The sequence below is a fragment of the Sphingomonas cremea genome, from assembly GCF_021502585.1.
Classification (GTDB): domain Bacteria; phylum Pseudomonadota; class Alphaproteobacteria; order Sphingomonadales; family Sphingomonadaceae; genus Sphingomicrobium; species Sphingomicrobium cremea.
Map to the genome: position 1 here is coordinate 406,448 of NZ_JAKFGM010000003.1, position 15,392 is coordinate 421,839.

The window sequence follows — 15,392 nt, forward strand, 5'->3', positions numbered from 1 at the left end:
CACCCGACCCCATATCGTTCGTCGCGGAACCGCCAGCCGCCAGCTCCGTTAGGTCCCATTCCGAGGAGAACCGGCGATGAGCAAGCACGAGCAGATCGAGCAAGGAATTGCCCGTCACCGACGCGCGAGCGCGATGTCGGGCGCGCCTGGCCAACCGCAATCGGCCGAGCCGGGCCGGCTATACCAGCTCGGCTGCCGCTTTTCGGAATGGGCATCGGATCTCTCCGCCCATCCCTTTGCGCAGCTGGGGGTCATCATATTCTGCGTCGCCTGGTTCGCATTCGGGCTGACCGCGGACCTCCTCACCGCCGCGCTGTCGATCCTGGCGATTACGCTCAGCCAGATGGTACTCAATCGCCAGAACGAGCGCGAGGCCGACGCCCATCGCCGCGATGTTGCAATGCATGCCAAGCTCGACGAGCTGCTGATCGCCTCACGCCGGGCTCGCAACGACCTTGCCGGGATCGAAGATCTTCCCGAAGAGGTTATTGCCGAAATCAAGCAGGAGAGGCTGGCTGCCGCAAGCGAGGAGGCGGATGAGGCCAACCGGCGGCTCCCGGCAGCTTCAAGCGGGAGTTAGCGCCGAACCGCCGCCAATGTGCGGCGCCCCGCACGATGCTGACATTTCTGTCACTTGCTTCGCCGATTCAGCCATGCATTACTTCTCCCTGCCAGCCGCGCGTACCGAGCGGCTCCGGGGAGGAAATTCCATGATCAGAAGCCGCCTGTTTGCTGCCTCGCTGCTTGCTGCCAGCGCACTGACTGCCGCCACACCAGCATATGCCCAGCGGATCGACCGTATCGTCGCATTTGGCGACAGCTATGCCGACGACGGCAATTTCTTCCAGCTGGTTGGGCTGATCCCGCCCCCGGCCCCCTATTCGACGGGGCGCTTTTCCGGCGCGACCAATTATATCGATACGCTGGGCCAGCTGCTGAACGCACCGATCGACGATTTCGCGATCGGCGGGGCCCTTACCGACAACACCAATACCAACGGTCCGCCGCTGGGCTTCGTCACCGAGTGGAATGCCTTCCTGGCCGGTGGCGGCGGCGCCTTCCCGACCGTCAGCGGTACCTTCGGCGAAAATGATCTTCTGGCGGTGTCGATCGGCGGCAACGATGCGCGCTTTTACCAGCGCAATGGCGGGACCGTAGCGGGCGCCCCGGCGGCGGCCACCGCTTCCGCCGCCTTTGCGACGGCCGGCCTCAATGCCCTGGTCGGCGCGGGTGCGCAGAACATCAGCTTCCTTGCCGGCAACACCGCCATTCTTCCGGAAGTAGCGGGAGATCCCGCGGCCCAGGCGGTCCGCAGCGCCTATTCGACAACCTTCAATTCGGCCATTCAATCGACCCTCGCAGGTTATGCCGCCGATGGGGTCATGGTGCATTATCTCGACCTCAGCCTGGTCGGCCAGCAGATCACCAATAATCTGGCCGCCTACGGACTGACCGGAGTTGCCTGCCCGACCCTGCCCAACACCAGTTGCATCGCCGATCCCAGCCAGAAATTCCTGTTCTATTTCGACCAATTGCACCTGACGTCGGCCGGGTTCGCGATCGTCGGCCAATATGTCGCGACCCAGCTGGAGGCGCCCCTGGTGTTGCAGGGCGCCAGCGACATGAGCCTCGACGTGGCCCATCAGTTCGGCCGGACCTTGACGTCGCGGATGGACACCGGCTCCCCGCGTGACGGCGACATGCCCGAAGGGTTGAAGCTATTCGTGGTCGGGGACGGCTATTCCCGCCACCTTAATGCCGGCCAGCGCAACGACGCCTACCGGTCGAGCGGGGTCGGAGCGACCGCCGGTGTCGAATATGGCTTTGGGTCCGGGGTGGCCGGCGTCGCCGTCAACTACACCAAGCCCAAGATCAACTTCGGCAACGATGCCGCCGGCAACGAAGGCCATTCGATCCAGCTCGGCGGCTATGCCGGGGTCGGCATCGCCGGCGGCTTTGTCCAGGGCTATGCCGGCTATGGCTGGAACAAGCATGACATCGAACGCACCGGTGTGGTCCAGGATATGGAAGCCGATCCCAAGGGCCATCATTTCATTGCCGGCGGCAAGGCCGGTTATCTGATGCCGGTGGGCAAGGTGCGGGCCGGTCCCGTGATCGGGCTCGATTACGCCAAGGCGAAGGTCGACAGCTATACGGAGAGCGGCGACCCGGCGCTGACGCTCAACGTCGACTCGCTGACCTACCAGTCCCTGCGCGGCAGCCTTGGGCTTGAAGTACGTGGCGACTTTGCCGGCAACGGGGTGCAGTTCCGTCCCTTCGCCGCGGCGGCGGTCGAAAAAGACTTCACCGGCGATGAGCGGACGATCCGTTTCGCCCAGACGTCGGCACCCACCATCGTCAACAGCTTCGCGCTCGAGGATGCGTCGAAGAAGGCCTATGGCCGCTTCTCCGGCGGGTTCAGCGCCGCGATCTTCTCCAACGTCAATCTTGATGTCGCCGGTTCGGCGACCATCGGCAAGGACCAGGGCAACGAGACGTCGGCCAATGTCGGAGTCCGCATAGGCTTCTAGTCGCGGGGGCGAACCGGCTGTAGGAGATACGCATTCGACCGCCAGTGCATTCGCGGCCGGCATTGGGAGGGGCGAATGACGGATGCATATAGGTCGCGGCCGGCCGTCTGGGCGGCGGTTGCATTTCTCGGGGCGTGGGGCGTTTCGACGCTATACCTGTTCGCGCGCGGGGCGGATTGGGTTTTCCCGATCGTCTCGCTGGGGATTTTTGGCGGGGCACTTTCAGGACTTGCCTGGTTCCTGACGCGCAAATGCGAGGCGCCCAACGTGCCGGTTCCCCGGCCGGGAATCGAGCTTGCCGCCCTGCTCGGCTTTCTCGCCCTTTATGCGTTTATCTTCCTCGGTTGGGGGCTTGGAGCGCTAAAGGCCGCGGTTGTCGCCGAACGACCGCAGGAAGTGGCGGTGCTCATCGTCAAGCTGCTGGTCCATGTCGGCATCCCGGCGGCGATTCTCTGGTGGTTGCGGGCGCCGCTCAAACCGCTGTTCGACAGCGGCCTTGGCCGTCGTGGCTTCTGGCCGACGCTGATCGTGATGGGGGCGGTGTTGATCGGCCTGCTGGCGGTGGTCAGCCCTAGCCTTGCCAATATTGCGAAGCTGAATCCAACCCCGATGGTGCTGGTCTGGGGTATCACCGGCGCCTTCGTCTGGAACGCGCTTGAAGCCGGCCTTTGCGAGGAATTCCTGTTCCGGGCAGCGCTCCAATCGCGCTTTGCGGCCTGGTTCAAATCGAACGCGGCGGCAATCGTAGCAACCTCGCTGCTGTTCGGCCTGGCCCATGCACCCGGCCTTTATCTGCGCGGCGGGCCGGGGGTCGACGGCTGGTCGACCGACCCGATCCAGGTGGTTGCATTCACGATCGCGACCCTGTCACCGCTTAGCATCCTGTTCGGGGTGCTGTGGGCGCGGACCCGAAGCCTGTTGCTGGTCGTGCTTCTCCACGCCTGCGTCGACGTGCTGCCCTTCAGCAGCGAATTTATCTCGCTCTGGCGCTGATCGGCACCACTAGCCAAGGCATTCGGCGAACACGCGGCGCGGCTCCGGCGAAGCGGGTACCACCAGCGCCGGAAGTCCGCTGATCGAAACGTTGACGGCGCCCGGTCCGGAGAAGGTCTCGGCAACATCCCGCGCAATGTCGCCGACGGAAATTGTCGCACGCCATAGTCCGCCGATGCCGTTGGGGTTGGTGACCCCGGCCACGGGTACCGATGCTACCTGACCGTTGCCTGTGAAGCTGAGCGTCCCCTTGCCGTCATTGGTTGGTGGAAGGAAGCGGGTGAACACCAATTGGCTGCCTGCTTCACGCTGCTCGCTGCACTGGATCGAGAATGCAGGCGTGCCAGGCGGGCCGAATTCGGCGGTGCGTGCGGCGGCCTGATAAGCCCACCGCAGTCCGCCGGTAGCGGCCGGCACGGCGGCCTGCTGCACCGCCTCGGCGGCCGCGGCGTTGGCCGGGGCGGCCAAGCCGGTTGCCGAGGCATCGCCGACCAGCTCGTCCGGGGGAGCCGTCGCATTGTCCGCGACCGGATCCTGCTTGGCGCAGGCCAGCAGCGCGAGAAAGCCGAACATCGGGAACAGGGCGATAAGTCTCCACATGACGCCCTCAACGCCGCTCAGGCCATTGGGTTCAGCAATTGACAGGCGGAGTCAAAACACTGCTGATGCGCCTCAGCCGGCACGGTGAGGATCGCCCTGACTGCCCGCGTGATGTCCCTGGGCAGCCGGAAGCCGGTAACGGAGGGGGATGCATTATGGACGATGTTCAAGCCCGGAAGGCGCCGATCCACCTGTGGATCGTCGGACTGCTGGCACTCCTGTGGAACGGCTTCGGCTGTTACGACTATCTGATGACGCGCTTTCGCAACCTGGACTATTTCAGGAGCATGGCGCCCGACGTCGATCCCAATGCCATGCTGGCGTGGGTCGACGGATTTCCACTCTATGCGCAATTCGGCTGGGGGCTCGGCGTATGGATGGGCCTCGTCGGTTCGATCCTGCTGTTGATGCGCCATCGCTGGGCAGTTCCGGCGCTGGGCCTGTCGTTTCTAGGCGCGGTGATCGGGCTCGGCTACCAGATCTTCGTCGCGGTACCGCCGCCGCCGCCAATGGATAAGGGCGGCATGGCGATGATGCCGTGGGTGATCATCGCCGTTGCCGGCGCGCTCTACTTTTACGCCTACCGCCAGCAAAAGGCGGGCGTGCTGCGCTAGGTCGATCGGCAAATTGGCGCGGATGGGATGACTTCCATCCGCGCCAGTCTCTTATCGCGCGCGGATAAACTGCCTGATGTCGTGCGACAGTTTCGAGCGATCCTCGTCGCGGACGTACATCATGTGCCCGGCGTGGTAATAGCTGAACTGGATGCGGTCCTGAGGAATGCCGCTGCGTGACAGCGAATATTCGGCCCCGAAGAAGGGCGTGGCAAAGTCGTAATAGCCCTGGGCGACAAAGACGCGCATGGCCGAATTTTCCCGCAATGCCTGGCCAATATAAGGGGCGACGTTAAGATAACCCCGCGCGTCGGGCAGGTCCTTGACGCGCCAGTCCCAATCCTCGCCGATGCCGGAAATCGACTGGTATTCCCGATCCGTCTTGAAGCCGAGGCTGTCGCGTTCCCAGCTGTTCACCGCCGCGGTGTAGCCGGCATCGATCCCATAGAAGCTCGGGTCGTTATCGGGATTTTCGCCGGCATTGTCGGCGTCCTTGCCGGTATAACGCGAATCCAGCCGGCCCACCGTAAGGCCGCGGTCGCGCAGCAATTCCTTGAAGAAGCGGCCCGGCGTGACCCTAAGGTCGGCCTCTTCCAGATAGGCTTCGCTGAGTCCGGTGAAATGGGCGAGCTGGCGACGGATCGAGGCTCGCTCCTCGGTCGACAGCTTCTGCCCTTTGAGCAAGGCCGACGCATAGGGGCCGATGGCGAACTGGCGCGCTTCCTCGGCGAACGCTTCGACGGACGGCGCGGTCGCCTTGCCATGATAGAGCGCAACGGCGGCCATCGACGGCAAATTGGTGATGTAGCCGAGTTCATTCCCGGGGGACTCGCTGCCCGCGGCGAGATCGAGGATCGTTGAAATCAGGATGACGCCATTCAATCCGACGTCGTTGAAGGTCGAATTGACCAGCTGGTTGGTGACTGCGGCCGATCGTGTCGTTCCATAGCTTTCCCCGCCGAGGAACTTCGGGCTGTTCCAGCGGCCGTTGTCGCCCAGCCAGCGGCGGATCACCTCCGCCACCGCCTTCGCGTCCTGGGTGACGCCGTAAAATTCCTTGGGCTCGGTCTTGCCGATCAGATAGCTGAAGCCGGTGCCGGGCGGATCGATGAACACGAGGTCGGTGACGTCGAGCAGGCTGTCGGGGTTGTCGACGATCGGATAGGGCGGCGCGCCATCGTCGCGAGCGTCGGAAGGAATGGCAACGCGCTTGGGACCAAAGGCGCCCATCTGCAGCCAGACCGATCCCGATCCCGGTCCGCCGTTGAACAGGAAGGTCACCGGCCGCGACGGGTCACGCGGTTCCTTGACGTAGCTGGTGGTGACGACCGCCGCTTTCTGCGTGCCGTCTTCGCCCTTCAGGATCGTTTCGCCGATGGTCGCGGTATAGCTGAGCTTCTGTCCCCCGAAGACGCCGCTGTGCTTCGTAGAGTGGACCTGGGGCACCACCTCCGCCTGCTTTGCCTCGGCCGGCTTGGCCGCCGCCGGCTTGTCCTCCTTGGCGGCTTTTTCCTCAGCCAGTGCCGGCGCGGCGGCCAGCGCAATGGCCAGCGCCAAGGATGCAGCAAATTTCATCATACCCCTCCAGCGAGTCGAATTTGCGCGGACCATGGCGCGCCGGACGCCCTTCACAAAGCCCCGTCGATGAACGGCGTCTATTAGGCTGCGGGTGGCGGTATCAGGACCGCTCGGTTCCCTCGGGAGCCAATGCCGTCTTGCTGGCAGTCCCAAACATCTGCGGCATCGCCAGCGCATCGAAACCATATGGGTCCGGACGGAAGATAACGCCGTTGCCGCTCGCCGCAACCGTCAGGTAGGTCATATAAACCGGCACGGGCCGCGGAAGCGGGAACACCTGCTCGAACTGCGACGTCGGCTGCGGCACATTGCCGAACACCCATGAAGCAAAACGGCGGTAGTCCTCCAGGCGCACGCAGCCATTGCTGAGATGGCGCTCGGCTTCGGCGAACAGTTCCGGGTGCGGCGTGTCGTGCAGGTAGATGCCGTAATCGTTCGGCATTTCGAACTTCATGTTGCGCATCGAATTCCATGGGCCCGGAAGCTGGCGAACCCGGACCGTGGGCTTGACCTTGCCGGAAGCGATGCCCTTCCAGTTCACGGTCTTGGGGTCGATGACACGGGCATCCGGTCCCCAGTCCGACAGAACCTCGTAATGGAAGTCCTTCAGGTAGGAGATGCCCTGCTCGTTGATGCGCTTGGCCGTAAGCGAGCGCACCAGCTCCGGCGGCACATTCCAATAAGGATTGGCCTTCGCGTCGCGCATCAGGACGGCCATCATCGGCGTCTTGGTCTTGGGCGTTCCGACGACGACGCGCATGCTGTCGACGCGCCGGTCGCGGTCGAACAGATATACTTCGGCCGCACCTGAATCGACCACCACATAGCGGTCGAACGCGCGGCCTTGCGGCAGCCGGTAGGCGCGCTCCATGTTGATCGCGATGCGCCGCGCATAATAGGTCGCGCCGCGATTGAGCGAGGCGATCGTCGCCCTGCCGGCGATGCCGTCGGCGGGCCAAAGTCCGTGAACCGTCTGATAGGCCGAAACGGCCTGGGCCAGTGCCTCGTCATATCCGCCCTCCGGAGGAAGCCCGAGGCGGGTCCGAAGCAAGGCCACGCGCTTGCCGGTCGATCCGCTCTTGAGCGTCGGACCAGCCGGGATCTTGTCCTGCGGCAGGCGTCCCCAAGTCGCCTGATATTGCTGCAGGCCCCGCGAGAGTTCGGCAAACATCGGATTGGGCGCGCCGGTGCGGCGGGCGGCGTTGGGGTTCAGGATGCGCTGAAGCCAATTCTGCGGCCGCTGCTTGCGCCTGGCCACGCTCGACATCTTCGGGTCGACATAGACGAAGTCGATCCCCTGCTTGATGGCACGCGACACCGCGACCGGCTCGTCACCACGCGGCTCTGCCGACATCGGAGTTGCCGAGAGCATCGCCACGGCGCCAAGGACTAGACAAAGCTTCTTACGCATAAATTTTGCGCCGCGTTTGCGGCGCATTCCCCGAATGGATTTGCTGACCAAACTCCCTGCGCGGCTTAGGGTTGCGCTGGCCTGAACGCTTACCGGTTCCCACCCCATCGTCGTTGGGTCTTCCCGAAGCCGGTACGGCGCGTGCCGGGCTTGCCCTGATTGGAGTTGCCGGCGGGCCGCGGCACCACGCGATCGGGATCGGGAATGCCCAGCTCGTCTTCCTCCAGCCGGCGGATTTCGTCGCGGAGGCGCGCGGCTTCCTCGAACTCCAGGTCGGCGGCGGCTTTCCGCATCCGCTCTTCCAGTTCGCCGATGTAGGCGCGGAGGTTGTGGCCGACCAGGTGCGGCCGCTCCTCGTCGCCGGTTTCGACCAGCACGCCATCGCGAAGGGAAACGTCGCTCATGATGTCGTTGATCTGGCTCTTGATCGATTCCGGCGTGATGCCGTGTGCCGCGTTGTAGGCCACCTGCTTTTCGCGCCGCCGGTCGGTTTCGTTGAGCGCCCGCTCCATCGATCCGGTCACCCGGTCGGCATAAAGGATCACCCGCCCGTCGATATTGCGGGCGGCGCGGCCGATGGTCTGGATCAGCGAGGTTTCGGAGCGCAGGAAGCCTTCCTTGTCCGCATCGAGGATCGCCACCAACCCACATTCGGGAATGTCGAGCCCTTCGCGAAGCAGGTTGATTCCGACCAACACGTCATAGACGCCGAGGCGGAGGTCGCGGATCAGTTCGATCCTCTCCAGCGTCTCGACATCGCTGTGCATGTATCGGACGCGCAATCCCGCCTCGTGCAGATATTCGGTGAGGTCTTCGGCCATCCGCTTGGTCAAGGTCGTGACCAGGGTACGATAGCCCTTTCGCGCCGTCTCCTTCGCCTCGTGGACCAAATCATCGACCTGGTCTTCGACCGGCTTGATCTCGACCGGCGGGTCGATGAGGCCGGTGGGACGGATCACCTGTTCGGAGAAGACGCCGCCGGTCTCGTTCATTTCCCATGGGCCCGGGGTCGCGGACACGAACACCGATTGCGGGCGCATCGCTTCCCATTCGTTGAAACGCAGCGGGCGATTGTCGATGCAGCTCGGCAGGCGAAAGCCATATTCGGCCAGCGTGATCTTCCGCCGATGGTCGCCGCGCGCCATCGCCCCGATCTGCGGCACCGTCTGGTGGCTTTCGTCGACGAACAGCAAGGCGTTGTCGGGAAGATATTCGAACAGGGTCGGCGGCGGTTCGCCCGGCAGGCGGCCGGTGAGGAAGCGGCTGTAATTTTCGATACCGGCGCACGAACCCGTCGCCGCAATCATCTCCAGGTCGAAATTCGTCCGCTGCTCCAGCCGCTGCGCCTCCAGTAGCCGCCCTTCGGCAACCAGCTCCTTCAGCCGCTCGGCAAGCTCGTGCCGGATCGCTTCCATCGCCTGCTTCAGGGTCGGCCCCGGGGTCACATAGTGCGAATTGGCGAACACCCGGACGCTATCGAGGCTGGCGGTCTTCTTGCCGGTCAGGGGATCGAACTCGGTGATATCCTCCACCTCGTCGCCGAAGAAACTGATGCGCCACGCGCTGTCTTCATAGTGGGACGGGAAAATCTCCAGATTGTCGCCGCGCACCCTGAAATTGCCGCGGGCGAAAGCCTGGTCGTTGCGCTTGTACTGAAGCGCGACCAGCTTGCGGATAATCTCCCGCTGGTCGACGCTTTCGCCCTTCTTCAGGTCAAAGATCATCGCCGAGTAAGTCTCGACCGATCCGATGCCGTAGAGGCAGCTGACCGAGGCGACGATGATCACGTCGTCACGCTCAAGCAGCGACCGGGTCGCCGAGTGGCGCATCCGGTCGATCGCCTCGTTCACCGAGCTTTCCTTCTCGATGTAGGTATCGGACCGCGGCACATAGGCCTCGGGCTGGTAATAGTCGTAGTAGCTGACGAAATACTCGACCGCATTGTCGGGAAAGAAATTCTTGAACTCCCCGTAAAGCTGGGCGGCCAGGATCTTGTTGGGCGCGAGCACCAGCGCGGGGCGCTGCGTCAGCTCGATCACCTTGGCCATGGTGAAGGTCTTGCCCGATCCGGTAACACCCAGCAGCACCTGGCTGACCTCGCCATTGTCGGAGATCCCTTCGATCAGTTCCCTGATCGCGGTGGGCTGGTCGCCGGCGGGCTCATAATCGGATTTCAGGACAAAGCGCTTGCCGCCCTCGGCCTTGTCGGGCCGCGCCGGACGGTGCGGGACGAACGTCTCGCCGGTCTCGGGTTCGGCGAGCGAGGTACGGATTTGAATCGGCATGGAGACCATATGGGGAACGATGACGCGAGGGGCAAATCGGCAGCGGAGTTTGCCATAAGTGGATTTCTGCTACGCTCGCTGATCGAACGTGAGGGCCGCCATGCAGATGTTCGAATATGTCATCGTTCTGATCTCGATCGTCATCGGCCTGGCGGTGACGCATTTGATGCAGGGGATTGCGGGGCTGATCCAGAACCCGTTGCGTGCCCGCATCTGGTGGGTGCACCTGGTGTGGGTGGCCTATATGATCCTGTCCATCGTCTTCTGGTGGTGGTGGGAATTCAATCTCCAGCAGATCAAGGTCTGGACCTTTCCCATCTACCTGTTCGTCATTTTCTACGCCTTCTACCTCTATCTGATCAGCGCCGTGCTCTTCCCCACCCGTCTGGAAGGATATGACGGGTACCAGGAATATTTCCTGGCCCGGCGGCACTGGTTTTTCGGATTGGTGATCGGCTGGGCCGGGATCGATGTGATCGATACCTGGATGAAGGGCGCCGAATGGTTCGCCGTAGTCGGTAGGGACGCCATCGTCTTCAACTCCATCCTGGCATTGACGGGCATCATCGGGATCGCGGTCCGGCGTCCGGCCGTGCAGGCGGTCATCGCCGTGGGACAATTGGCCTATGTCCTGTTCGGTCTGCTGCGGCTGTTCAATCTCTTCCATTTCGGGACCACGTAACGCCGAAGGCTCGCAACGGATTAGCGCTTCGCTGCCGCCAGCTTCGCCCATGGATTCAGATCCGGCTCGGCTACCTTGACCAGATGGTTGCGGTCGCGGTGGAGGAAGGGCTCGGGCGGCCCGTACGCGCCGACGAAGCGGCCCGCAAGAAGTGGTTCAAGGACCATCCCAACGAACGGCCGACTTGCTATCCCGAGTGAAGTAATAGCGGCACGCCAGGTGGCGGTAATCGATTGCAAACCCGCGCCGCCGCCATATGGTGAGAGCCTGGCTTCGCGCCCTCCGGCGCCGCCGAACGAGGGGGAAGCTGATGAACAGGCTGCTGCTCGCCTTGCCGCTGATCTTGATCGCGGCATGCAATAAAGATCCCGAAGTGAAGATGGAAAATGCAACCGTGGGAGAGGTTGCGAAGGAAATGCGCAAGCAGGGCGGCAGCGACAGCTTCGTCAATCCGGGGCGGTGGCAGCAAACGGTCGCACTGCTGGAGATGGATGCGCAGGGAATGTCCCCGGAAGCCAAATCGATGATGCAACGGGCGATGGAGAAGGTGCAGGTCCACACCGTCTGCCTGACCGAGGCCCAGGCGAAGAGCCCGAAGGAGGATTTCTTCACCGGCGCCGACCAGAATTGCCGCTACGAACATTTCAACTGGGGCGACGGGAAGATCGACCTGAAGCTCAACTGCAAGCATCCCAATGCGACGCAGACCATGGTGCTGACCGGCACTTATGAGCCCGACAGCTATGTCCTGACCATGACCAGCAATTCAGAGGGCAGCCGCCCGATGGAGAAAATGACGATGAAGATGAAGGTCGACGCCAAGCGTGTCGGCGCCTGCGACGGGACGGAAGGGGCCGACGTCGCCAGTTGATTAGAAAATGGGGAGGGAAGTGATGGGAATGTTCAAGTTGATGCCGGTCGCGGGACTGGCGATGATGCTCATGGCCTGCGGCAGCGAGAAGCCGGCGCCAGCCGAGGAGGAGGCCGCGGCCAAGCTGAGCCCGGGCCTTTACGAAGTGAGCTACGAAGTGACCTCGCTTTCCTCGACCGACAAGACGACGCCGGCGACCAAGCTCAAAGTCGGCGACAAGGGCGTGATCAAGGCCTGCGTCGCCTCCGACAATAAGCCGGCGCCCGAACTGCTCGGCGAAGAAGGCGACAAGTGCACGATCAAGAACAGCTATATCAACTACGGCCGGATGAGCGCGCAGATGAGCTGCAAGCGCGAGGGCTTCGCCGGGGAAGTGATGCCGGCAATGATGGGCAGCTTCACCGCCGACAGCTTCGAGGGTGAGGTCACGACGATGACCTACCTAGTCAAGGACGGCGACTACCGCCTGGTCCGCGAAGTGAAGGCGAATCGGGTCGGCGATTGCCCGGCGGACGAGGCTGCGAAAAAGGCCTGACATTCGGGACGTCACCCTGAGTTGGTGTGGCGGCTGTTCCCCGAACACCCGTCACACCAAACTTGCTTCAGGGTCGATCTTGGAGCAGGGCGAGGCGGGTCTCCGGAATGGATGCTGAAACAAGTTCAGCATGACCTGTTGCATGTATTCATGTTCTTGATATGTTCACTGGCATTTGCCTGTGAATAAGGAGGGATTTCGATGATCGGCTATGTCACCCTGGGCAGCGACAATTTGCCGCGCGCCCGCGCTTTCTATGACGAGCTTTTGGGCTCCACGGTTGGCGCCAAGCGGATGATGGAGTTCGGCGACGATCTTGGCGGCTTCACCATGTGGGGCACCGGGTTCGACAAGCCCGGCCTTGCAGTCACCAACCCCTACAACAAGGGGCCGGCGTCGCCGGGCAACGGCAATATGACCGCGCTCGCCATGGACAGCCGCGACAAGGTCGACGCGCTCTATGCCAAGGCGCTGGAGCTTGGCGGGACCGACGAAGGTGCGCCGGGACTACGCGGGGACGAAGGGCCGCAGGCCTTTTACGGCGCCTACTTCCGCGACCTCGACGGAAATAAGCTGGCGGCTTTCTGCATCGGACCTGCTCGCTGATCGTTGCGCTTCCTCATGGAAGCAGCGGTCATCTTCAATCGGAACAGGGGTGACCGCGCCAAGATCGAGGCCGCGCTCGAGGCGGCCGGGGTCTCCGCGTCGATCAAGGCGGTCGAAGGCAATGAGATTGAGCAGTGCGTTCGCGATGCCGTCGAGGCCGGCGCGCGCCTGGTCATCGTCGGCGGCGGCGACGGCAGCATCAGTGCCGCGGCCCAGGTCCTGGCGGATAGCGAGGCGACACTTGCCATCCTGCCGATCGGAACGCTCAACCATCTCGCCCGCGATCTCGGCCTGCCTTTCGAGCTCGAAAGGGCGGTAGAGGTGATTGCCAAGGGCCGAACCCGCGCGATCGACGTTGCCGAGATCAATGGCCGAGTCTTCGTCAACAATGCCGCCATCGGCCTCTATCCGCTGATGGTATTGGACCGGGAAGCGCAGCAGGAACGGCTTGGCCGGTCGAAACGGCTGGCGATGCTGGTCGCCTCGCTAAGGACCATGGTCCGGTTCCACCACCAGCGCCTGACCCTGACGTCAAACGACGGCGAAGAGCGGGTCGATACTCCGCTGCTGTTTGTCGGCAACAACGACTATCAATTGGAGATGCCCGGGGCCGGCAAGCGTGAGCGACTGGACGACGGCAGGCTATGCGTGCTGGTGTTGCGCAAGAAGGGCTTGCCCGGGTTTCTCTCCGCGGTCGGCCGGGCGTTGCTGGGAATGACTCGAAACGATGACATGGTCAGGATCGACGACATCGAAAAATTGCGGGTCGGCAGCCCACGGTCGACGATTACGCTGGCGCTGGACGGTGAGACGACAAGCATGAAGCCGCCATTGGATTTCAGGATCAGGCGGCATGCGCTGAAGGTGATGGTCCCGGCATGAAGCGTCTGGCTCCGCTCTTCGCGCTGGCGTCCTGCGCGACAGTGCCGGTCGACTCGCCGATCCCTCCGCCGCGTGTCGCCGTGGCATTCGACGTCAATGGCGAGCGCGGTGCATTGGCCGAGGGGTTCGCCGATCCTGCCGCCGGTCGCGCGGTCACGCCGGACGATCCGGTGCGCGTCGCGTCGGTGAGCAAGCTGGTGGTTGCGGTCGGCGTGATGCGCCTGGTCGAGCAGGGCAAGCTCGACCTTGATGAAGATGTCTCGTCAAAGCTCGGCTGGAAGCTGCGCAATCCCGCTTTCCCCGACCGGCCGGTGACGCTCAGGCAATTGCTTTCGCACACCAGTTCGGTCCGCGACCATGACGACCAATATGCGATCCCTTTGGGCGGATCGGTCCGGGCGGTCCTTGCCGATCCGGACAGCTGGGACGCGAGGCATGGCCCGGGCGGCAGCTATTTCACTTACTCAAACCTCAATTTTACAATCGTCGCCAGCGTCGTGGAAATGGCCACGGGCGAACGGTTCGACCTCCTGATGAAGCGCCTGGTGATCGACCCGATGAAGCTCGACGCCTGCTTCAACTGGCCGACCTGCAGCGACACTCGCGTGGCCAGCGCCATCGTCCTGATGCAAGGCGGCGAAGCGGTCCGCGACGACCTTCACGGGATCCGCCCGGAATGTCCTGTGTTCGTCAAGGAAGGGCCGTGCGACCTGGCGCGCTGGCGGCTGGGTGAAAATGGCGCGCTGTTCGCGCCGCAGGGCGGCCTTCGAATCTCCGCTCGCGGGCTGGCCCGGGTCGGCCGGATGCTGCTCAGCAACGGAATGATCGACGGCCAGCGTATCCTGTCGCAGCAATCGGTCGAGGCCTTGCTTCGGTCCGCCTGGACCTTTGACGGCGCCAATGGCGACACCGACCACGGCTTCTACTGCCGCTACGGTCTCGCCACCCAGCGACTGGCGACGCGGCAGGCCGGATGTGCCGACGACCCCGAAGGCAAAGGCCGCCAATGGGTTGGCCATGCCGGCGAGGCCTATGGGCTGCGTTCCGGAATCTGGATCGACCCGAATAGCGGCGTCGGCATCGCCTATTTCGTTACCGGCCTGACCGACGATCCCCCGCGCGGGCGGAGTGCTTTCAGGGCGGCGGAAGAACGCATCTTCAACGATGCCGTTCGGCTATCAAAGGCGCGCAAATAGCTTCGCAGTCCTACGGCGAGGCGTTCGGGACCCCTGCCCGAAGATAGGCTGACACGGACCAGATATCCCGCTTCGACAGGGACTTCTTGAACGCCGGCATCTCAGAATTGAAGGACCGCCCGCCCTCGGCGATGCTCCAATAGATATAGGGGTCGGCCCGGTTTTTCGGCGTATGTGCCAACCACTCCAGGTCGGCCGGCGCCGGAACAAGGAAATATCCCTCGGGCCCGGTGCCCTCCCCGCCCCATCCGTGACACGATGCGCAGTGCTGGTCGAAAACGGCCGCGCCGCGCTTCAGCTTTGCAGGCGTATCCGGCGATGGGTCGCGCATCGCGGCATATGGCGCGGGAACGCCGTACATGACGACTTTCTGGTGCCGCGCCATATTCGCCATCCAGCGCGGCCGGTCCATGTCGGATTGAGCCACGGCAACGGCCAGCGGCAGGGCAGTGACAACAGCGGCGGTCAAATAGCGGATCATCTGCAAGCCCCTGTCATATCCAATCGGCAAGCCAACATGGCACTGCGCGGCAGGAGCCGCAATGGGTCGGCCACGCCGGGGACGCGTATGCTTCGGCTTGCGCCCCCGCCTGTGGCTCGACCGCTCG

Annotated in this window: 15 protein-coding genes; 10 read left to right on the forward strand and 5 right to left on the reverse strand. The window is 63.5% G+C overall.

Going from position 1 to position 15,392, the window contains the following annotated elements; genetic code table 11:
* Positions 1–76 precede the first annotated feature (76 nt).
* The 3 genes from LVY65_RS12320 (at position 77) to LVY65_RS12330 (ending at position 3,524) form a co-directional block, all read left to right on the forward strand.
* Positions 77–580, forward strand: a complete 504-nt coding sequence (locus LVY65_RS12320; protein WP_235068547.1) for a low affinity iron permease family protein — start codon at positions 77–79, stop codon at positions 578–580.
* A 130-nt stretch (positions 581–710) separates the two neighbouring features.
* Positions 711–2,531, forward strand: a complete 1,821-nt coding sequence (locus tag LVY65_RS12325) for an autotransporter domain-containing protein (protein WP_235068548.1) — start codon at positions 711–713, stop codon at positions 2,529–2,531.
* Positions 2,532–2,606: 75 nt separating this feature from the next.
* Positions 2,607–3,524, forward strand: coding sequence for a CPBP family intramembrane glutamic endopeptidase (locus LVY65_RS12330; RefSeq protein WP_235068549.1), 918 nt, complete (start codon positions 2,607–2,609; stop codon positions 3,522–3,524).
* 9 nt (positions 3,525–3,533) lie between these two features.
* Here LVY65_RS12330 and LVY65_RS12335 read toward each other — a convergent pair whose 3' ends face one another.
* On the reverse strand, positions 3,534–4,124 hold the full coding sequence (locus LVY65_RS12335) for a hypothetical protein (RefSeq protein WP_235068550.1): 591 nt from the start codon (positions 4,122–4,124) through the stop codon (positions 3,534–3,536).
* Between the two features lie 155 nt (positions 4,125–4,279).
* Between LVY65_RS12335 and LVY65_RS12340 the strand changes: the two genes are divergently transcribed.
* Positions 4,280–4,738: a hypothetical protein gene (locus tag LVY65_RS12340; RefSeq protein ID WP_235068551.1), complete on the forward strand. Its 459-nt coding sequence runs from the start codon at positions 4,280–4,282 to the stop codon at positions 4,736–4,738.
* A gap of 51 nt (positions 4,739–4,789) precedes the next feature.
* Here LVY65_RS12340 and LVY65_RS12345 read toward each other — a convergent pair whose 3' ends face one another.
* From LVY65_RS12345 to uvrB, 3 genes are all read right to left on the reverse strand, one after another.
* On the reverse strand, positions 4,790–6,313 hold the full coding sequence (locus LVY65_RS12345; RefSeq protein WP_235068552.1) for a S10 family peptidase: 1,524 nt from the start codon (positions 6,311–6,313) through the stop codon (positions 4,790–4,792).
* A gap of 103 nt (positions 6,314–6,416) precedes the next feature.
* On the reverse strand, positions 6,417–7,727 hold the full coding sequence (locus LVY65_RS12350) for a L,D-transpeptidase family protein (RefSeq protein WP_235068553.1): 1,311 nt from the start codon (positions 7,725–7,727) through the stop codon (positions 6,417–6,419).
* Positions 7,728–7,816: 89 nt separating this feature from the next.
* On the reverse strand, positions 7,817–10,012 hold the full coding sequence (gene uvrB / locus LVY65_RS12355; protein WP_235068554.1) for an excinuclease ABC subunit UvrB: 2,196 nt from the start codon (positions 10,010–10,012) through the stop codon (positions 7,817–7,819).
* A 100-nt stretch (positions 10,013–10,112) separates the two neighbouring features.
* Here uvrB and LVY65_RS12360 point away from each other — a divergent pair, with 100 nt between their 5' ends.
* The 6 genes from LVY65_RS12360 to LVY65_RS12385 all read left to right on the forward strand — a co-directional run bounded on the left by LVY65_RS12360 (position 10,113) and on the right by LVY65_RS12385 (position 14,784).
* Positions 10,113–10,694, forward strand: coding sequence for a hypothetical protein (locus LVY65_RS12360; RefSeq protein ID WP_235068555.1), 582 nt, complete (start codon positions 10,113–10,115; stop codon positions 10,692–10,694).
* 310 nt (positions 10,695–11,004) lie between these two features.
* The gene (locus LVY65_RS12365; protein ID WP_235068556.1) at positions 11,005–11,565 is read left to right on the forward strand and encodes a DUF3617 domain-containing protein; all 561 of its coding nucleotides are present in this window, start codon (positions 11,005–11,007) and stop codon (positions 11,563–11,565) included.
* A 28-nt stretch (positions 11,566–11,593) separates the two neighbouring features.
* On the forward strand, positions 11,594–12,100 hold the full coding sequence (locus LVY65_RS12370; protein WP_235068557.1) for a DUF3617 domain-containing protein: 507 nt from the start codon (positions 11,594–11,596) through the stop codon (positions 12,098–12,100).
* 201 nt (positions 12,101–12,301) lie between these two features.
* Positions 12,302–12,706 (forward strand): VOC family protein, encoded by a 405-nt coding sequence (locus tag LVY65_RS12375; RefSeq protein WP_235068558.1) that lies wholly within the window; start codon positions 12,302–12,304, stop codon positions 12,704–12,706.
* Positions 12,707–12,709: 3 nt separating this feature from the next.
* Positions 12,710–13,588, forward strand: a complete 879-nt coding sequence (locus LVY65_RS12380; protein ID WP_235068559.1) for a diacylglycerol/lipid kinase family protein — start codon at positions 12,710–12,712, stop codon at positions 13,586–13,588.
* On the forward strand, positions 13,585–14,784 hold the full coding sequence (locus tag LVY65_RS12385; protein ID WP_235068560.1) for a serine hydrolase domain-containing protein: 1,200 nt from the start codon (positions 13,585–13,587) through the stop codon (positions 14,782–14,784). Before LVY65_RS12380 ends, LVY65_RS12385 begins: the two co-directional genes overlap by 4 nt.
* A gap of 10 nt (positions 14,785–14,794) precedes the next feature.
* Here the strand turns inward: LVY65_RS12385 and LVY65_RS12390 are convergent, their stop codons facing one another.
* Complete coding sequence (locus LVY65_RS12390; protein ID WP_235068561.1) at positions 14,795–15,265, reverse strand: c-type cytochrome; 471 nt, start codon at positions 15,263–15,265, stop codon at positions 14,795–14,797.
* Positions 15,266–15,392: the final 127 nt, after the last annotated feature.